Below are 18539 nucleotides of genomic sequence, written 5' to 3' on the forward strand. Positions count from 1 at the left end.
GCGCTGGCCATGACCTGCAACGCCTATCGTGCGCGAGCGCCTTCCTGCGCGACCACGATCACCAGTAGCCCCACCACGGCCAAGGCGCCGGCCGCGTGATCACGTCGACACGTTCGCGCTTCGGCCACAGGTAGACCACGTCGGCCTCGACGCGCGGGAAGCGATAGTCGTATTCGCCGACCCGGCGCGAGTCGTAGCCGGCGATCCGACCGGTGAAGGTCACTTCGCGGTTGACCTCGAACACCGCCGGATCGTAGAAGCCGGCGCGGCAGGCGATGAAACGGCCGTTGGTGTCGTCGCTGGCCCAGTACGGACGACCGGTCGCGGTCAGCCGCGTGGCGATCATCTCGAAACAGGTCGCGTCGGTGCGCGGTTCAACCTGCACGATCCGTCCGCCCCAGCGCACCATTGTGCCGGTGTGCTCGCCCAGTACGGCGGCGTGTGGCGTCAGCGCTTCGACGTAGCCGCCCTGCAGCGGTTTCGGTTGGGATGCGCACGCGCCGAGCAGAAGGGCGCCGGCAACAACGGGCAGCAGGCGAAGGACAGTCATCGAGTGGTCTCCCGGGCTGGACGGTGCGCGCGCAGTGCCCGCACCAGCGTCGCGTCGGACGCCGAAGAAGCGTAGCGGGCCGCGACGAAACGACGGGTGAGGGCGACGAGCCCAGCTTCCTGCGGGCGCGCGGCGCTGACGCGCTCGGCCCAGGCGACCGCAGGCTCGTGCCGTTCGCGGGCCAGTCCGAGCCGGGCATAGCGGCGGCCCAGTCGATGCCAGGCGCGCAACAGCGGATCGCGTTCGCGTTCGGTGCGCGCGACCAGCCACAGCATCCAGGCCAGCGCAAGCGCCGAGCACAGCGAAAACAGGGCGGCGAGGCCCCGGGTGTCGATGTTCTCGAAGCCGATCCGCTGGAGCATGCGCTGCTGGCGCGCGGCATCGAAACCGAGCACGAAGTCGTTCCACGCGCGGCGCGCCCAGTCGCCCAGATCGGCCATCGGCAACAAGGTCTCGCCACCGTCCGTGCCAAGCCGGTCCTCAAGCGTGTCGTAGATGCGTTCGGGTGCGACGGCCGCGGTCGGATCGACGCGCACCCAGCCCCGTCCTTCGAGCCACACTTCGTTCCAGGCGTGGGCGTCCATGCGCCTGACGATCCAGTAGTTGCCGTAGCGATTGCGCGTGCCGCCGGTGTAGCCGGTGACGACGCGCGTCGGAATGCCGGCTTCGCGCATCAGCACCGCGAACGCGGAACTGAAGTGTTCGCAGAAGCCGGCGCGGGAGTCGAACAGGAACTCGTCGACCGCATGCCGGCCGGGCAGCGGCGTGGTGAGCGTGTAGGCGAAATCGCTGCGGATCCAGGCGAGCGCGCGTTCGACGAGGGCGCCGTCGTCCGTGGTTTCGGCGCGCCACTGTTGCGCCAGTGCACGCGTACGCGGGTTGAAGTCCATGGGCAGCTGCAGCGCGAGCCGGCGCAGCGGATCGGGCAGGTCGGCTTCGAAGCGGGTCGGAGGCGCCGAACGCAGTTGCCAACGCGTCACCCGGTCGAGCCGGCGTTCGCTGGTCAGCGTGTAGTCGTGCGCCGCGCGCATGCCGACGGGAAAGTCGAGCGGCATCTCCAGCGCGACGAGCAGATTGCGCTCGGTCGGCTCGAGCGCGATCTCGTACTCCCAGGTCGGCGTGCCGTGCTCGAGCGTTGCAGGCGGCAGGGCGCGCAGCCATGGCGACGCGGTCCAGGTGCGCCCGTCGTACTGCGTCAGTGTCGGGCCGCGCCAGTACATCTCGCGCGTCGACGGTTCGGCGCCGCGGAAGGTCACGCGCATCGCCGGTGTGTCGTCGGCGATGAGATCGATCCAGTCGCCGGGTGACATTTCGTCCGACAGACCGGGGCGCGCGGTCGACAGATCCGGAATGCCCCAGAGCGGACTCGCCAGACGCGGGAACAGCCAGAAGGCGGCCAGCGCCAACGGCAGTCCGATCGCGATCAGCCGCGCGACGATGCCGACGCGCGTGAGGTGGCGCACGCGCGCGGCGGGCAACCCCGACTCCTGCTCCGACAGCCGCGCGAGCGCGGCCAGCACCAGCACTGCGCCGCAGAGGCCGAGCGCGAGCGACAGCGGGCCCTGGTCGAGCAGGAAGGTCGCGAACGGCGCGAACAGGGCGAAACCCAGCAGGCTGCGCGCATCGCGCATGGTGCGCAGTTCGGACGGTTTGATCGCGAGCATTGCGGCGAGCAGCGCGCATCCGGTGTCGCGACCGAACTGCATGCCGCCCTGCGCGAGTACCAGCCCGAACACGGCGAGCGCGAGGATCGCGCGCAACCAGCCCGGCGCTGCGCGACGCGATGCCATCGCCGCAGCGATCAAGCCCGCGGCCGCGATGACCACCGGCAGCGGCATCGGCAACTGCAGCAGCAGCGGCAGCAGGCAGACAGCGGCCGCGATCAGCGACCAGCGGCGGCCGTCGGCGTCGAGCGCGTGCGAAGTGCGTGCCATCAGCCGGCGTCCGGCAGCAGCGCGAGGGCTCGCAGGCAGGCGTGGCGATGCGTCGCGCCGCGATCGGGGCCGATCATCTTCGGGCCTGGCAGCAGCAGGCGGTAGCGCACGGACTCCCGCTCGGCTTCGTCGACCCAGCGCGCGAGCCGGCGGATCTTCGATTCGTGGTCGAGCGCGCCGAGGCTTTGCCAGTCGAGCGTCAGGTCATCGCCCTGTGGACGTTCGAACTCGCGCACGATCAGTGCATCGCGACGTGCCGATGCCTTCCAGGCGATCGTCCGCGGCGCATCGCCCGAGCGCCAGTCGCGTAGATGGTGCAGTTCCTCGCCGGACGGATTGAGCCGCGCCTGCGCCTCGTCGCCGCCACCATCGGGCAGCGGTGGTCCGGAGACTTCGGGCGCCGGATACACGAGACAGCGCGTCGTCGGCCAGACCCAGGCCCACGCACGCGCGAGGCCGAGCGGGCGGGTCGTGTCGATGCGCAGCCGCGGCAGCAGCATCCACCCGCGACGTGAGGTGGGCAGCAGCACTGTCGATTCGCCGCCCGAGTCGTCCAGCGACAGCGGGGCCTCGCTGTCGCCGATCGCCACGCGCAGACCAAGACGCTCGCGTCCCGGCGCCGCTTCCACGTGGACGTGCAGTGGCATCGGCATGCCGGCCGCGACCGGCTCGCCGTGCACCGCGCGGATCTCGAGACCGCTGAGCTGCAGCTGGGTCCACAACAGGCTGGCCAGCGCTGCGCCGACCAGCAGCAGGCACAGGAGCAGGGCTGGGTTGTTGTTGTAGTTGAGCGCGCCGATCGCCATCGTCGCCAGCAACGCAGTGACGAACGTGCCGAACCCGGTGGGCAGGATGTAGATGCGCCGACGGTCCAGGCGCGTGGGCAGCGTCTCCGGACGCCTCGGGCGCGCCCAGCTTTCGACACGACGGCGCAGGCCGGCGAACGCGGGCATCAGTCGACCGGCACGGCCTGCAGGATCGACGCGGCGAGTCCGTCGGTCGCGGTATCGGCCTCGGCGACCAGGCGGTGGCTCGCGATCAACGGGAACAGGGTCTGCACATCGTCGGGCAGCGCGTGATCGCGCCCCTGCAGTAGCGCGAAGGCGCGTGCCGCGCGCAGCAGGGCGAGACCGGCACGCGGCGACAGGCCGACGCGCGCGCCGGGGTGCTGACGGCTGCGCGCCATCAAGGCCTGCACGTAATCGATCAATGCGGGACTGGCATGGATCGCCGCAACGGCCTGGCGCAGCGCAAGCAGATCATCCGCGCCGAGTCGCGGCATGGTCTCGGCGATCAGCGTGCGACGGTCGCTGCCCGACAGCAGTGCGCGCTCGGCATCGCGGTCGGGATAGCCCAGCGTGAGCCGCAACAGGAACCGGTCGAGTTGCGAATCGGGCAGGGGATACGTGCCCGACAGGTCGACCGGGTTCTGCGTGGCGATGACGAAGAAGGGGTCGGGAAGCCGATGCGTGGTGCCGTCGACGGTGACCTGCTGCTCTGCCATCGCTTCGAGCAGCGCGCTCTGCGTGCGCGGCGGCGCGCGGTTGATCTCGTCGGCCAGCAGCACATTGGTGAAGACCGGTCCGCCGTGGAATTCGAAGCGGCGTGCGCTGCCCTCGTACACCGAGACGCCGATGACATCCGACGGCAGCAGGTCCGATGTGAACTGCACGCGCTGGAAATCGAGGCCGACCGTTGCGGCGATCGCATGCGCCAATGTGGTCTTGCCGAGACCCGGCAGATCTTCGATGAGGATGTGGCCGTCGGCGAGCAGGGCGACGAAGCTCATCGTCACTGCCGTCTCCTTACCGAGCACCAACCGGTTCACCTGGGCCAGCGCTGACGACAAGGCTTCACGCCGGGCGTCGGTTAGCATGACGGGCGTCGTCGGGTCGGGCATGTAGATGTTCCTTCGGCGGTCCCCCCGAGTGTAGCGAGGTCGAGTTCAATGCGGCGGATGGAAATTCGCACGGTGTTCGTCGTGTTGTGGACGACGATCGTGCTGCTGAAACTGGCCATTGCCGCGCGGCTGCCGCTGTTCGTCGACGAGGCGTTCTATTGGCTCGAAGGCCAGCATCCCGCGTTCGCCTACTCCGATCTGCCGGGCCTGACGGCGTGGCTGATCCGTATCGGCACCGAAGTCTTCGGCGATGGTTTGCTCGCCGTGCGTCTGCCTTTCATCGCGATCTCGGCGCTCGTGCCGTGGCTGGTCGTACGCCTGACCGCACGCGAGTTTGATCCGCAGGCGGCGTGGCTGTCGGGCTGCGCTGCATTGCTGCTGCCGCTGCTCGGCTCGCTCGGCGTGATGGCGCTGCCCGACGCGATGCTGGCACTGGCGACGGTGCTGTGCCTGGACGCGGGCGTGCGTCTGCTGCGCGGCGTGACCCATGGCGGCGCGTTGTTGCTCGCCTTGGGCCTGTCGCTTGGCGCACTGAGCCACTACCGTTTCATCGCGGTGATCGGCGTCGGCATCGTCGCCCTGCTTGCGATCGCCAAGGGCCGCGAGGCCCTGCGCGACCCGCGCGTGTGGATCGCCATCGCAGCTGGCGCTGCCGCATGGATCCCGCTGCTGGTCTGGAACGTGGACAACGCCGAGGCGGGCCTGCGCTTCCAGATGGTCGACCGGCATCCTTGGGCACTGCATGCCGACGGCTGGCAGTTCATCGTGATCCAGGCGGTGATGGTGACCCCGTTGCTGTTCGCCGCATTGCTGATCGCGGCCTGGCGTCTGCGTCGGGCGCCGGACGATGCGGCGCGGTTCCTCGCGATCTCCGGCGGCCTGATGGTGCTCGGGTTCTTCGCGCTCGGCTTCGTCGCCGACACCGAGCGCGCGAGTTTCCACTGGCCGCTACCGGGCTATCTCGCCCTGCTGCCTCTGGTGGGTTTTGTCCTGATGGCGTGGCCGCGCTGGCTGCGGATCGCGACGTGGGTGACGCTGGCGCTCGGCTTCGTCGGCGTGGTCGGCTACTACGCGGCGGTGTCGACGCCCGAGGTGCGCGAGCGCAGCGCGGGGCTCAAGTGGTATCCGTCGAATTTCGCCGGCTGGGACACGCTGGCAGGCGCGGTGCGCGAGGAACTCGCCGCCATGCCGGCCGATACCGTACTCGTCGCCGACAACTTCAAGATCGGCGCTGAACTCGGATTCGCGCTCGGCGATCCGCGCATCCGCGTCCTCGACCATCCGCTCAACCGCCATCATGGTCGTGCGCCGCAGTTGCAGCTCTGGCATCTGCAACTCGACGATCGCGCAGAACTGGCCGGACGCCCGGTGCTGCTGGTCACCGGCGCCAACGACGTGAAGTTCAGCGCGCTGCTGCAGCGCTACCAGACGATCTGCGCGCGCATGGGCGCGTTGCCGGTTTCGCGCGTCGTCAACGCGGATCGCGGCGCGCAGCGCTTCATCCTGTCGCGGTTCGATGCGGCTCCGGATGCGGATGCGGATGCGGGGGCAGGCGAAGACGAGTGTGTGACACCCGCGCTTGCCTACGTCGACACCCCGGTGGCGGGCGCGCGTGTCGACGCGCCGTTCGAGGTGCGCGGCTGGGCGGTCAAGGACGGCAGCGGCGTCGCCTCGGTGACGGTCACGCTCGACGGCGTGCCGGTGGTCGAGGCGCAGTACGGCGCGCCCAATCCGTGGATCGTCGAGCGCTTCCTGCAGGGCGCTTCGCGCGATCCTGCCGGACAGAACATCGGCTTCAGCGCAACGGTCGATCCGACTGCGCTCGCACCCGGACGGCATTGGCTCGGGCTCGAGATTATCGGTCGCGACGGCTCTATCGAGCGCTGGGCCGAACACCCGATCGAGGTCGCGCCGGTGCGGTGACGCGCGCCGCGTCAGGGAAGCGCGTAGCCCGCTGCGCGCAGCAGTCGCGCGGTCGCGATCAGGGGCAGTCCGACCAGCGCGGTCGGATCCTCGCTGCGGATCGCCTCGAACAGCACGATGCCGAGCCCTTCGCACTTGAAGCTTCCGGCGCAGTCGAACGGTTGTTCGGCGTCGACGTAACGCGCGATCTCGTTGGCCTGCAGTGCGCGGAACACCACTTCGGTGCGGTCGTGTGCCTGCAGCGTGGGCTGCCCCGTGCGCGCCAGTGCCAGGGCGGTGTGGAAGACCACGCTGCGACCGGACATGGCCGTCAGCTGCGAGATCGCCACATCGCGGCCGCCCGGTTTACCGAGCGGGCAACCGTCGAGCGCGGCCACCTGATCGGAGCCGATCACCCAGGCGCCAGGAACGCGCGCGGCGACGTTCCGGGCCTTGGCCTGGGCCAGCCGGATCGCGAGCGCCGCGGCGTCCTCGCCGTCGCCGGGCGTCTCGTCTACATCCGGCCGCTCGCAGGTGAACGGCAGCCGCAGGCGGTCCAGCAGTCCACGGCGATAGACCGATGTCGAGCCGAGGATCAGCGGCGGGTTCATGCACTGCCTCCAGCGCGGACCAGCGCCAGTTGGGCGAGCTGCCGGTCGATGCGGGCCTGCGCCTGTTCAATCGATTCGCGCATCGCGTCCAGCGCAGCGACATCCGCCGACAAGCCGTGCTGCTGCAGCCAGAGGCGCTGTCGCAGCATCTCCTGAAGCGCATCGCGGACCGGATCTCCGCCGTCCTGGCCAACCTGGGCGCGCGCGACCCGCAGGCGTGCCTCGAACGTGTCAGCGGCGTCGAGCACCCGTGCGTAGGCGCGGTGCCGGCGCCGGACACGGTGGCGCCACGCCAGTACAATCACGGCCGCAGCAAGGGTGGCCAGCAGGAGGCTGGGGATCGGCTGCACGCAGGGTGTCCTGTTGGGCGGCGGGTCAGTCTGCCCGGCAGGTTGCGGCGCCGGCAAACCCGCCGTCGCGCCGGTCAAGTCAGGCCGGCCTCTGGTTTGACAGTCCGGGATCGCATCTTTAACATTCGGCGGCTATGTCCGCGCAAATGCCCGAGTTGGTAGACGCTTGGCGCATGGTCGCAGGCAGCATGCGCCTCGACGGGCGCCTGCCGTTGGCGTCTTTCACGCGCCTGCGCGACCTCTTGGCCGATGCCGAAGGCGACGATGTGATCTGCTCGATCGAGTTCGGTCGCGACGCGCTGGAGCAGCCGTTTGCGCTGTTGCGTATCGAAGCCGGGCTGCCGCTGGTGTGCCAGCGGACGCTCCAGCGCTTCGTCTGGCCGCTCAAGGTCGAGCAACGGTTGGGCCTGATCCGCGATGAGGCGGAAGAGGCCGCGCTGTTGCCCGATTACGAGTCATTGCTGTTGGAAGGCGATGGTGCGTTGTCCCCGGTCGCGCTGGTCGAGGACGAACTGATTCTGGCGATACCCGCGATTCCGGTCGCACCTGGCTCCGAAGCGATCGAACGCGACTGGCCGGTGTCGAGCGAAGAAGAGACACGCGCCAACCCGTTTTCGGCGTTGGCGGGTTTGAAGAAAGATCGAAACAACTAGAACCTGTTGGAGCAATTCCCATGGCTGTGCAGAAATCCCGCGTCACCCCGTCCCGTCGTGGCATGCGTCGCGCGCACGACAAGCTCAGCGCGAAGCTGCTGTCGACCGACCAGACGACGGGTGAGACCCATATCCGTCATCACATCACCGCCGACGGTTACTATCGTGGCAAGCAGGTGATCCAGCCGAAGACGCGCGTCGTCGAGGAAGATTGACCCTCGCTGCCCGCCACACCGTGGCGGGCGCACGATGTATCGGGCGCAGCCACCGTCCCTGACGGGCGGCTGCGTCTGCCGTCGGCAGGGATGCCGTTCCAAGATCACGCGCCTTGCGCGAGGGCCGCTCCGCAGATGACCAGCGAACGCATCTATTCCCGCATTGCCGGCACCGGCAGTTATCTGCCCGAAAAAGTGCTGACCAACGACGACCTCGCGAAGTTCGTCGACACCAGCGACGAATGGATCGCGACCCGCACCGGCATCCGCGAGCGCCACATTGCCGCCGAGGGCGAGACGACCAGCGATCTGGCGTTCCATGCCGCCACGCGCGCGATGGAAGCGGCCGGCGTGTCGGCGTCCGAACTCGATCTGATCATTCTCGGCACGACGACGCCGGACATCATCTTTCCGTCCACCGCCTGCCTGTTGCAGGCGCGGTTGGGTGCCAACGGCTGCGGCGCGTTCGACGTCAATGCCGCGTGTTCCGGGTTCCTGTACGCGCTCTCGATCGCCGACAAGTTCATCAAGGCGGGAGATGCCAAGACCGTGCTGGTCGTGGGCGCCGAGACGTTGACGCGCATGGTCGACTGGAGCGAGCGGACCACCGCTGTGCTGTTCGGCGACGGTGCGGGCGCGGTGGTGCTCAAGGCTGATACCGAGACCGGTATCCTGAGCACCCATCTGCATGCCAACGGTGCGAAAAAAGAGCTGCTGTGGAATCCGGTCGGCGTGTCCGCGGGTTTTCGCGACGACCAGCCCAACGCCGGTGTGCGCATCCAGATGGCGGGTAGCGACGTCTTCAAATACGCGGTCAAGGCTTTGGATTCGGTGGTCGAGGAGACGCTCGAAGCGAACAATCTCGATCGCCACGACATCGACTGGCTGATTCCGCATCAGGCCAACCTGCGCATCATCGAAGCCACGGCCAAGCGTCTGGACATGCCGATGGACCGCGTGGTGGTCACGGTCGACAAGCACGGCAACACCTCGTCCGGTTCGGTGCCGCTGGCACTCGACGAAGCGGTGCGTTCGGGGCGCGTGCAGCGCGGCCAGCTGCTGCTGCTGGAAGCCTTCGGCGGCGGCTTCACCTGGGGTTCGGCGCTGCTGCGCTACTGAATCCGGTCTAGCGGGGCTGTCCGGCTCCGCGACTCCACCTCGCGGACTTCGCGTCCGCACGACACGGAGGCCCCCGCATGGGCGTCGAATCTATCGTCGTGGCCGGGCGGGACGCCTGGCTCAAAGCATACGCCGAGGGCGACAGCCGCAAGTTCGGTCTCGGCATCCTCGATGCGATCGCGCGCGGTCTCGACATCGATGCGCTGCGTCCGCCGTCGCATCCGGGTGGCGGCGAAGCCAAGCAGATCGAAGCACGCCGACTTGCAGAACTCGATGCCCAGGGCGTGCGCGTGCCGCGTGTGCTCGGCGAGGGCGCATCGACATTGCTGTTGAGCAATCTCGGCGACACCTTCGCCGCGCAGCTGCGCGCCGCCGCTGGCGATGTCGCGCGTATCGACGTATTGACGTCCGCGGTGATCGACGCGATCGCCGATGCGCACGCGCGCGGTGCCTATCTGGGACAGCCGCTGCCGCGCAACATCACGCTCGACGACAGCGGCTGCGTAGGTTTCATCGATTTCGAGGAGGATCCGCTCGAAGTGATGTCGCTGCCGCAGGCGCAGGCGCGCGACTGGCTGATGTTCGCGTTCGGCATGGCGAAGTACTACGACGGCCGCACCGATGCGCTCGCCGACATGCTGTCGCGGGTGATGCGGCGCGCGCCTGAAGTCGCCGCGCACGCGGGCCGCGTCGGGCGCCTGGAGGGCTTTGCGCAGCGCATCGGCTGGCTCGGGCGTTCCGCGCGCCATGTCGCGCATTCGATCCTCGTCGTGCGCGCGGCGACGCTGATGCCGATGCTGCTCGTCGTCGCGGTGCTGTGGGATTGGCTCGAAGACGGCGAGATCGAACTGCTGCGGATGATGTTCTGAGCGGTCTGCGTGCGCTGCGCGCATACGCCCCGGTACAGACAATGTCGCGGCTTCGCACTTATCATCACCCCGGTTTTGAGGCTGGAAATTCGCGTGACCGCATCGCAACTCGCATTCGTCTTCCCGGGGCAGGGCTCGCAGTCGCTGGGTATGCTGGGCGATCTCGCCGCGCGCCACCCGGTGATCGTCGACACATTTTCTGAAGCGTCGGACGGCGCTGGCGTCGATCTGTGGTCGCTGTCGCAGGATGGTCCCGAGGCCCGACTCAACCAGACCGAGTTCACCCAGCCCGCATTGCTGGCTGCCGGCGTCGCCGTGTGGCGCGCGTGGCAAGGGCAGGGCGGCGCTGCGCCGGCCGCGCTGGCGGGGCACAGCCTCGGTGAATACACAGCGCTGGTCGCAGCGGGCGCGCTGTCGCTCGGCGACGGCGCGAAGCTGGTGCGCCTGCGTGGACAGCTGATGCAGAGCGCGGCGCCAGCAGGCACCGGTGCGATGGCCGCCGTCATCGGCGCCGAGGATGCGCTCGTGGCCGAGGTCTGCCGCGAAGCCTCCGAAGACGCCAGCGCCGTCGTGCCGGCCAACTTCAATTCGCCCGGCCAGATCGTGATCGGTGGGCATGCCGCCGCCGTGGACCGCGCGATCGCGCTGCTCGGCGAACGCGGTGTGCGCAAGGTTGTGAAGCTCGTCGTCAGCGTGCCGTCGCATACCCCGTTGATGCGTGACGCCGCAGACCGCCTGGCCGAATCGATGACGACGGTTGCATGGCATGCACCATCGCTGCCGGTGGTACAGAACGTCGATGCGATCGTGCACGAGAGCGTCGATTCGATTCGCGATGCGCTGGTGCGCCAGCTCTATCTGCCGGTGCAGTGGACGCGTTGCGTCGAAGCGCTGTCGGCACGCGGCGTGACGCGCATCATCGAATGCGGCCCGGGCAAGGTGCTGACCGGTCTGGTCAAGCGCATCGACAAGTCGATCGAGACCCGCGCGCTCGCCGCGCCGGACGATTTCGACGCCGCGCTGGCAGACTGGAAGGTCTGAACCCGGCGGAAGAGCGCGGATCGGCGCACACTGCAGGCAGTGGCTGCGGTGGATGCCTGCGTTGTCCGGTCTCCGCCGCCACATACGCCTTATTGGAGTTTTCATGAGCGCACCTCTTTCCGGCGAGATCGTTCTCGTCACCGGCGCAAGCCGCGGCATCGGCGCCGCGATCGCCGACACGCTGGCCGCGCAGGGCGCGACCGTGATCGGTACCGCGACCAGCGAGACTGGCGCGTCGAAGATCGGCGAGCGCCTGTCGGCGCACGGCGGCCACGGTCGCGTGCTGGATGTCTCGCAGCCGGGCACGATCGAAACGCTGGTCGAGTCGATCGCGTCCGAGTTCGGCGCGATCTCGATTCTCGTCAACAATGCGGGCATCACCCGCGACAACCTGCTGATGCGCATGAAGGACGAGGACTGGCAGGCCATCCTCGATACCAATTTGACCAGTGTCTACCGCAGCTCGAAGGCGGTGATGCGGGGCATGATGAAGGCGCGCAAGGGTCGCATCATCAACATCGCGTCGGTGATCGGCGTGACCGGCAATGCAGGCCAGGCGAACTACGCTGCAGCCAAGGCCGGCATCATTGCCTTCAGCAAGTCGCTGGCGAAGGAAATCGGTTCACGCGGCGTCACCGTCAACGTGGTCGCGCCCGGCTTCATTGCCACCGACATGACCCGCGATCTGCCGGAAGAGTCCAAGGCCGCGCTGACCGAACGCATCGCGCTGGGCCGTCTCGGGGAACCGGACGACATCGCGCAGGCCGTGGCCTTCCTTGCCGGTCCATCGGCGGCCTATATCACCGGTGAAACCCTGCACGTCAACGGCGGCATGTACATGCCCTGACAGGGCTGCTTTCACGCTTCAATTCCGAGGGCAAGCCGTTGAATGGCAAGGGCATTGATGGTGGTGCGCCCATCGCCCGGCTTTCCCTTACACTATCCACCGAAAATCGCCTCCCCGGAGCAGACTACCCATGAGCAACATCGAAGAGCGCGTCAAGAAGATTGTCATCGAGCAGCTGGGCGTCAAGGAAGAAGAAGTCAGCAACAGCGCTTCCTTCGTCGACGACCTCGGTGCCGATTCCCTCGACACCGTCGAGCTGGTGATGGCGCTGGAAGAAGAGTTCGAGTGCGAGATTCCGGACGAAGAGGCCGAGAAGATCACCTCGGTGCAGCAGGCGATCGACTACGTCAAGACGCACGCCAAGGGCTGATGCCCGCGTCCGCGCCCCCGGCCGAGCCGGGTGGGCGTGAGACTGCGCCGGCCGCGACGCGGCCGGGCAGACAGGTTCCAGCACGAGGCCGCGTTGCGGCCTCGTGCATATTGGCGGCGACCCACCGCGCCGCCACCGACTTCTCAGGAGTTGAACAATGGCCAAGCGCCGCGTCGTCATCACGGGCATCGGCATTCTCTCGCCGCTGGGCAACGATCTGGCGTCGAGCTGGGACGGCATCGTCAACGGCCGGTCGGGCATCGGCCCGATCACCCATTTCGACCCCACGAATTTCGCCACGCGCATCGCGGGCGAGGTGAAGGGCTTCGACGCGACCCAGTGGATCGCGCCGAAAGACGTCAAGAAGATGGACCCCTTCGTGCACTACGGCGTCGCCGGGGGCCTGATGGCGATCGCGGATGCGGGCATCGACGTGCGTGAATCCGATGCCGAGCGCATCGGCGTGGCGATCGGCGCGGGCATCGGCGGCCTCAAGGGCATCGAAGAAACCGCGATCAAGTACGCCGAGGGCGGCCCGCGCAAGATCTCGCCGTTCTACGTGCCCAGCACGATCATCAACATGATCTCCGGCCAGGTCTCGATCATGACCGGTGCCAAGGGTCCGAACATCGCAGCCGTCACCGCGTGCACCACCGGCACGCACAACATTGGTCTGGCGATGCGCATGATCCAGTACGGCGACGCCGACGTGATGATCGCCGGCGGCGCCGAGTTCGCGACCACGCCCACCTCGGTCGGTGGCTTCTGCTCGATGAAGGCGATGTCGACGCGCAACGACGATCCGACCGGTGCCTCGCGTCCGTGGGACGTCGAGCGCGACGGTTTCGTCATGGGTGACGGCGCAGGCGTGCTGGTGCTCGAGGAATACGAGCGTGCGAAGGCGCGTGGCGCACGCATCTATGCCGAACTCGCGGGCTTCGGCATGAGCGGCGACGCATTCCACATGACTTCGCCCAGCGAGAACGGCGAGGGCGGTGGTCGTTGCATGCGCGCCGCGATCGACGACGCCGGGATCGATCCCTCGCAGATCGGCTACATCAACGCGCATGGCACCTCGACGCCTGCCGGTGACGTCGCCGAAACAATGGGCATCAAGGGCGTGCTCGGCGCGCATGCGTCGAAGGTGATGGTCAGCTCGACCAAGTCGATGACAGGCCATCTGCTGGGCGCGGCTGGCGGCATCGAGGCGGTGTTCTCGGCGATGGCGCTGCACACCGGCATCATTCCGCCGACGATCAACCTGCATCATCCCGGCGAAGGTTGCGATCTCGACTACGTGCCGCTCACCGCGCGCGAGCACCAGGTCGAATACGTCATGTCGAATTCGTTCGGTTTCGGCGGCACCAACGGCACGCTGGTGTTCCGCAAGGTCTGACGGCGACGTTGGACGGATGAAGCAAAAGGCCCGCGCAAGCGGGCCTTTTTTCGCTTTACGTGGGAGCGCGCTTGCGCGCGATGGTGCTCTGCCGCAGAGCCCCATCGCGCGTGAACGCTTCCACAGGACGCTTGCCTTAGCCGCGCTTCCAGCGCACGCCCTGTGGCGTGTCTTCGAGCACGATCTGCTCGGCCGCCAGCTGGTCGCGGATCGCATCGGCGCGGGCGAAGTCGCGGGCCTGCTTGGCGGCGATGCGTTCGTCGATCAAGGTCTGGATACGCGCGTCGTCATCGTCGCTGGCGCCGCGGGCGAACCAGTCGGCGGGGGGCTGCTGCAGCAGACCGAGCGCGAGGCCGGCGCCGAGCAGATCCGACTTGAGCATCGCGCGCGCGGACGCCTCCGTGGCCTTGCGCGCCTCGCCGGCGATGCGGGAGACCTCGGCCAGTGCGGCCGGGGTATTGAGATCCTCGTCGAGCGCGCGCTCGATGCTGTCTGGAATCCGCGCCTCGGCCTCGACATCAGCCAGATCGCGCAACGTGCCGTACAGCCGGTCCAGCGTGCGCACCGACTGTTCGATCAGCGCGTCCGACCAGTCCAGCGGCTGACGGTAGTGCGCGGAGAGCAGGGCGTAGCGCAGCGCTTCGGGTGCATGCGTGCGCACCAGGTCGTGCACGCGCTCGATGTTGCCGATCGACTTCGACATCTTGCTGCCGGCGAAGGTCAGCATGCCGTTGTGCAGCCAGATCTTCGCGAACGGCGCGCCGCCATGGGCGCATTCGCTCTGTGCGATCTCGTTCTCGTGGTGCGGGAACTGCAGGTCGACGCCGCCGGCGTGGATGTCGATCGTCTCGCCCAGATGCGCGGCGGCCATTGCCGAGCATTCGATGTGCCAGCCGGGCCGCCCGAGGCCCCAGGGCGAGTCCCAGCCCGGCAGATCATCGGTCGAAGGCTTCCACAGCACGAAGTCGCCGGGGTCTCGCTTGTACGGTGCGACCTCGATGCGCGCGCCGGCGATCATGTCGTCGGTGTCGCGTCGCGAGAGCTTGCCGTATCCGTCGAAGCTGCCAACCGCGAACAGCACGTGGCCTTGCGCCGCATACGCGTGACCGCTGTCGATCAGGCGCTCGATCATCGCGACGATCTCGCCGATGTGCGCGGTCGCGGCCGGCTCGATATCCGGCGGCGCGATACCCAGCGCGGCCATGTCTGCGCGATAGGCCGCAGCGAAGCGGTCGGTGATCGTCGAGATCGGCACGCCCTGGTCGCGCGCGGCGGCGTTGATCTTGTCGTCGACGTCGGTGATGTTGCGCGCGTATTTCAGCGCGCCGAAGCGGCGCCGCAGCAGATCGGCCAGCACGCCGAACACGACCGGACCGCGCGCATTGCCGATGTGGACGTAGTTGTAGACCGTCGGGCCGCAGACATACATCGTCGGGCACCCCGGATCGAGAGGCGCGAACGGTTCGAGGCGACGGGTCAGGCTGTTGTAGAGATGCAGGGACATGGCGGGCTCGCCGGGATAACCGCACGATTCTAACGGCGCCCGCCACGCCGCGCTGCCCTCTGCAGCCAGTGGCCCGCGAGCCGCGTGGCGACGGGCGCGCCCCGTGTTCACGACAGCATCGATTCAGCCCCCGCCGGTGGGCGCGGCCTACACTGCAACGGTGTCGATCGCGCTCCGAAGCCACCCTCGTACGAATCCCGCGCTGCCTGCCCTGGCCGCGCTGATCGTCTGCGCGTGTCCCGCCTTCGCACAGAGCCCCCCGCCGGCGCCCGAGAACGCGCGCCTCGAGTACGCGCAGGTGCTGCGCGCCGAGCCGGTCTACCAGACCCTGCGCGCGACCAGCATGGTCGAGCGCTGCGAGGCGACGACGCCGGTCGCTTCGGAAGACCAGCGTCGCGGTTTCGCGCGCATGGTCGGCGCGGTCAAGGATGTGCTGCGCTCGGACGAAGACCGGGTCGAGGAGACCGACCGCTCCGCCGGCGGCGACTGCCGCATGGTGCCGATCGAACGCGAATTCCGCCGGCCGATCGCCTACGACGTCGACTATGTGCACAAGGGCGTCAAGTACCGCTCCCGGTTGCCGTACGACCCGGGTAACCGATTGCGCGTGCGCGTGTCGGTGACGCCGATCGTGCCGCCGGCAGGCGAGCGCTGAGCATGACCATCGCCGCTGTTGCAGTGCAGCGCTGTGCATGCGAGGATTCGCGCCTCATGAACGCCCTGCGCGCCAACGCCGACATCCTCACCTCCGCCCGCATGGCGTCGGGGATGACCTCGCGTGCCCGCCGACCGGAAGCCCACATCCTCCCGGGCTAGTCGGAACGTCGTTCGCGTATGCGTGCAGTTCTGCAGAAAACCCGGCCGATGCCGGGTTTTTTCGTTTCCGAAACGCCGGCTTCATCGATCCATCCGACTCTTCCTCCATCGCCCCCACGAGATTTCCACCGATGACCGCGATCCGACACTTTCTCAACACGCAGGACTGGTCCCGTCCCGACCTCGACGCCCTGCTGGCCGATGCCGCGCAATTCAAGCGCGAGAAGCTCGGCGACGCGCTCAAGGGCAGGTCGATCGCGCTGGTGTTCTTCAATCCGTCGATGCGCACGCGCACCAGCTTCGAACTCGGCGCATTCCAGCTCGGCGGTCACGCCATCGTGCTGCAGCCGGGCAAGGACGCGTGGCCGATCGAATTCGATCTGGGCACGGTGATGGACGGCGACACCGAGGAACACGTGGCCGAGGTCGCGCGCGTGCTCGGTCGCTACGTCGACATGATCGGCGTGCGTGCGTTTCCGAAGTTCGTCGACTGGTCGGTCGATCGCGAGGACCGGGTGCTCAAGGCATTCGCGCAGTACTCGCCGGTGCCGGTCATCAACATGGAGACCATCACCCATCCCTGCCAGGAGCTGGCGCACGCGCTGGCGCTGCAGGAGCACTTCGGCACGTCCGACCTGCGCGGCAAGAAGTACGTGCTGACCTGGACCTACCATCCGAAGCCGCTCAACACCGCGGTCGCGAATTCCGCGCTCACCATCGCCACGCGCTTAGGGATGGACGTGACCCTGCTGTGCCCGACGCCGGACTATGTGCTCGATGCGCGTTACATGGACTGGGCGGCGCAGAACGTCGCCGAGAGCGGCGGTTCGCTCAATGTGAGCCACGACATCGACAGCGCCTACGCCGGCGCCGACGTGGTCTACGCCAAGAGCTGGGGCGCGCTGCCGTTCTTCGGCAACTGGGCGCCCGAGAAGCCGATCCGCGACCAGTACAAGCACTTCATCGTCGACGAAGCCAAGATGGCGCTGACCAACAATGGCGTGTTCTCGCACTGCCTGCCGCTGCGCCGCAACGTCAAGGCGACCGACGCAGTGATGGATTCGCCCAACTGCATCGCCATCGACGAAGCCGAGAACCGCCTGCACGTGCAGAAGGCGGTCATGGCGACCCTGATGCGCTGACGCACGCCGCACCCCATCCGAATTTTCTACCGCATGCCCACGGACATCCCCATGACCAGCGCCCACACCTCCCGCGACATCGTCCTCGCCTTCTCCGGCGGCCTCGACACCAGCTTCTGCGTGCCCTATCTCAAGGAGCAGGGCTGGACCGTGCACACCGTGTTCGCCGACACCGGCGGCGTCGGTGCCGAAGAGCGCGCCTTCATCGAACAGCGTGCGGCTGAGCTCGGTGTCGCCAGCCACGTCACCGTCGACGGTGGCCCGGCGATCTGGGACGGCTTCGTCAAGCCCTTCGTCTGGGCCGGCGAGGCCTACCAGGGCCAGTACCCGCTGCTGGTCTCGGACCGCTATCTGATCGTCGACGCCGCGCTCGCGCGCGCCGCCGAACTCGGCACCAACGCGATCGCGCACGGCTGCACCGGTATGGGCAACGACCAGGTGCGGTTCGACCTCGCCGTGAAGGCGCAGGGCGAATACCGCATCGTGGCGCCGATCCGCGAGATCCAGAAGGAACACACCCAGACCCGCGCCTACGAGCAGGCGTATCTGGAAGAACGCGGCTTCGGCGTGCGCGCCAAGCAGCAGGCCTACACGATCAACGAGAACCTGCTGGGCCTGACGATGTCCGGCGGCGAGATCGACCGCTGGGAAGCGCCGGGCGAGGGTGCCCGTGGCTGGTGCGCGCCGCGCGCCGAATGGCCGGAAGCGCCGCTGCAGGTGAAGGTCCGGTTCGAGCAGGGCACGGCTGTCGCGCTCGATGGCGAAACCCTGCCGGGCGCGCAGATCCTGGCGAAGCTCAACGCCCTGTTCGCGCCCTACGGCGTGGGCCGCGGCGTCTACACCGGCGACACCGTGATCGGTCTCAAGGGCCGCATCGTGTATGAAGCGCCGGGCCTGATCTCGCTGCTCGCCGCGCATCGCGCGCTCGAAGACACCGTGCTGACCAAACAGCAGAACCGCTTCAAGCCGGAAGTCGCGCGCAAGTGGACCGAGCTGGTCTACGAGGGCTTCTTCCACGATCCGCTTAAAGCCGACATCGAAGCCTTCCTCGAGTCCTCGCAGGCCAAGGTCACCGGTGAAGTGGTGCTGGAAACCCGCGGCGGCCGCGTCGACGCGGTGGCCGTGACCTCGCCGCACATCCTCAACGCCAAGGGCGCGACGTATGCGCAGTCGGCGGACTGGGGCGTCGAAGAAGCCGAGGGCTTCATCAAACTCTTCGGCATGAGCTCGACGCTGTACGCACAGGTCAATCGCTGAGTGTCGAGCCCCTCTCCCTCAGGGAGAGGGGTGAGGGCCGCGCGATCCGCTTGCATCTCGCGA

General features: G+C 68.0%; 20 protein-coding genes. 13 read left to right on the forward strand and 7 right to left on the reverse strand.

The window, feature by feature from the left end; all coding sequences use genetic code 11:
• Positions 1–58: 58 nt before the first annotated feature.
• Genes AC3IRM_RS06350 through AC3IRM_RS06365 form a run of 4 tightly spaced genes read right to left on the reverse strand, consistent with a single transcriptional unit; the run spans position 59 to position 4384 of the window.
• Positions 59–550 carry a Slp family lipoprotein gene (locus AC3IRM_RS06350; RefSeq protein ID WP_489205370.1) on the reverse strand — a complete coding sequence of 164 codons (492 nt, stop codon included), beginning with the start codon at positions 548–550 and terminating at the stop codon, positions 59–61.
• On the reverse strand, positions 547–2484 hold the full coding sequence (locus tag AC3IRM_RS06355; RefSeq protein WP_489205371.1) for a transglutaminase TgpA family protein: 1938 nt from the start codon (positions 2482–2484) through the stop codon (positions 547–549). Before AC3IRM_RS06355 ends, AC3IRM_RS06350 begins: the two co-directional genes overlap by 4 nt.
• Positions 2484–3437 (reverse strand): DUF58 domain-containing protein, encoded by a 954-nt coding sequence (locus tag AC3IRM_RS06360; protein WP_489205372.1) that lies wholly within the window; start codon positions 3435–3437, stop codon positions 2484–2486. Before AC3IRM_RS06360 ends, AC3IRM_RS06355 begins: the two co-directional genes overlap by 1 nt.
• Complete coding sequence (locus AC3IRM_RS06365) at positions 3437–4384, reverse strand: AAA family ATPase (RefSeq protein WP_489205373.1); 948 nt, start codon at positions 4382–4384, stop codon at positions 3437–3439. The genes AC3IRM_RS06360 and AC3IRM_RS06365 overlap by 1 nt, the downstream gene beginning before the upstream one ends.
• Before the next feature lie 57 nt (positions 4385–4441).
• Here AC3IRM_RS06365 and AC3IRM_RS06370 point away from each other — a divergent pair, with 57 nt between their 5' ends.
• The gene (locus AC3IRM_RS06370; protein WP_489205374.1) at positions 4442–6307 is read left to right on the forward strand and encodes a glycosyltransferase family 39 protein; all 1866 of its coding nucleotides are present in this window, start codon (positions 4442–4444) and stop codon (positions 6305–6307) included.
• An 11-nt stretch (positions 6308–6318) separates the two neighbouring features.
• Here AC3IRM_RS06370 and AC3IRM_RS06375 read toward each other — a convergent pair whose 3' ends face one another.
• Positions 6319–6897, reverse strand: coding sequence for a Maf family protein (locus tag AC3IRM_RS06375; RefSeq protein ID WP_489205376.1), 579 nt, complete (start codon positions 6895–6897; stop codon positions 6319–6321).
• On the reverse strand, positions 6894–7247 hold the full coding sequence (locus tag AC3IRM_RS06380) for a hypothetical protein (protein WP_489205377.1): 354 nt from the start codon (positions 7245–7247) through the stop codon (positions 6894–6896). The genes AC3IRM_RS06375 and AC3IRM_RS06380 overlap by 4 nt, the downstream gene beginning before the upstream one ends.
• A gap of 134 nt (positions 7248–7381) precedes the next feature.
• Between AC3IRM_RS06380 and AC3IRM_RS06385 the strand changes: the two genes are divergently transcribed.
• The 8 genes from AC3IRM_RS06385 (at position 7382) to fabF (ending at position 13757) form a co-directional block, all read left to right on the forward strand.
• The gene (locus AC3IRM_RS06385) at positions 7382–7900 is read left to right on the forward strand and encodes a YceD family protein (protein ID WP_489205378.1); all 519 of its coding nucleotides are present in this window, start codon (positions 7382–7384) and stop codon (positions 7898–7900) included.
• A gap of 20 nt (positions 7901–7920) precedes the next feature.
• Positions 7921–8115 carry a 50S ribosomal protein L32 gene (gene rpmF / locus AC3IRM_RS06390; protein WP_159679179.1) on the forward strand — a complete coding sequence of 65 codons (195 nt, stop codon included), beginning with the start codon at positions 7921–7923 and terminating at the stop codon, positions 8113–8115.
• 135 nt (positions 8116–8250) lie between these two features.
• Positions 8251–9234, forward strand: a complete 984-nt coding sequence (locus tag AC3IRM_RS06395; RefSeq protein ID WP_489205379.1) for a beta-ketoacyl-ACP synthase III — start codon at positions 8251–8253, stop codon at positions 9232–9234.
• A 77-nt stretch (positions 9235–9311) separates the two neighbouring features.
• Complete coding sequence (locus tag AC3IRM_RS06400) at positions 9312–10103, forward strand: BUD32 family EKC/KEOPS complex subunit (protein ID WP_489205380.1); 792 nt, start codon at positions 9312–9314, stop codon at positions 10101–10103.
• Between the two features lie 93 nt (positions 10104–10196).
• On the forward strand, positions 10197–11144 hold the full coding sequence (fabD, locus tag AC3IRM_RS06405; protein ID WP_489205381.1) for an ACP S-malonyltransferase: 948 nt from the start codon (positions 10197–10199) through the stop codon (positions 11142–11144).
• Positions 11145–11247: 103 nt separating this feature from the next.
• Complete coding sequence (gene fabG / locus AC3IRM_RS06410) at positions 11248–11991, forward strand: 3-oxoacyl-ACP reductase FabG (protein WP_489205382.1); 744 nt, start codon at positions 11248–11250, stop codon at positions 11989–11991.
• A gap of 130 nt (positions 11992–12121) precedes the next feature.
• Complete coding sequence (acpP, locus tag AC3IRM_RS06415) at positions 12122–12361, forward strand: acyl carrier protein (RefSeq protein WP_232135906.1); 240 nt, start codon at positions 12122–12124, stop codon at positions 12359–12361.
• Between the two features lie 157 nt (positions 12362–12518).
• Positions 12519–13757 (forward strand): beta-ketoacyl-ACP synthase II, encoded by a 1239-nt coding sequence (fabF, locus tag AC3IRM_RS06420; protein WP_489205383.1) that lies wholly within the window; start codon positions 12519–12521, stop codon positions 13755–13757.
• A 136-nt stretch (positions 13758–13893) separates the two neighbouring features.
• Here fabF and cysS read toward each other — a convergent pair whose 3' ends face one another.
• Positions 13894–15261, reverse strand: coding sequence for a cysteine--tRNA ligase (cysS, locus tag AC3IRM_RS06425; protein WP_489205384.1), 1368 nt, complete (start codon positions 15259–15261; stop codon positions 13894–13896).
• Positions 15262–15421: 160 nt separating this feature from the next.
• On the opposite strand from cysS, the gene AC3IRM_RS06430 reads away from it, so the two are divergent.
• The 4 genes from AC3IRM_RS06430 to AC3IRM_RS06445 all read left to right on the forward strand — a co-directional run bounded on the left by AC3IRM_RS06430 (position 15422) and on the right by AC3IRM_RS06445 (position 18476).
• The gene (locus tag AC3IRM_RS06430; RefSeq protein WP_489205385.1) at positions 15422–15916 is read left to right on the forward strand and encodes a hypothetical protein; all 495 of its coding nucleotides are present in this window, start codon (positions 15422–15424) and stop codon (positions 15914–15916) included.
• 2 nt (positions 15917–15918) lie between these two features.
• Positions 15919–16077: a hypothetical protein gene (locus AC3IRM_RS06435; RefSeq protein ID WP_489205386.1), complete on the forward strand. Its 159-nt coding sequence runs from the start codon at positions 15919–15921 to the stop codon at positions 16075–16077.
• A gap of 131 nt (positions 16078–16208) precedes the next feature.
• The gene (locus tag AC3IRM_RS06440; protein ID WP_489205387.1) at positions 16209–17219 is read left to right on the forward strand and encodes an N-acetylornithine carbamoyltransferase; all 1011 of its coding nucleotides are present in this window, start codon (positions 16209–16211) and stop codon (positions 17217–17219) included.
• A gap of 51 nt (positions 17220–17270) precedes the next feature.
• Positions 17271–18476, forward strand: a complete 1206-nt coding sequence (locus tag AC3IRM_RS06445; RefSeq protein WP_489205388.1) for an argininosuccinate synthase — start codon at positions 17271–17273, stop codon at positions 18474–18476.
• Positions 18477–18539 lie beyond the last annotated feature (63 nt).

The organism is Luteimonas sp. KH_071 (genome assembly GCF_057838005.1).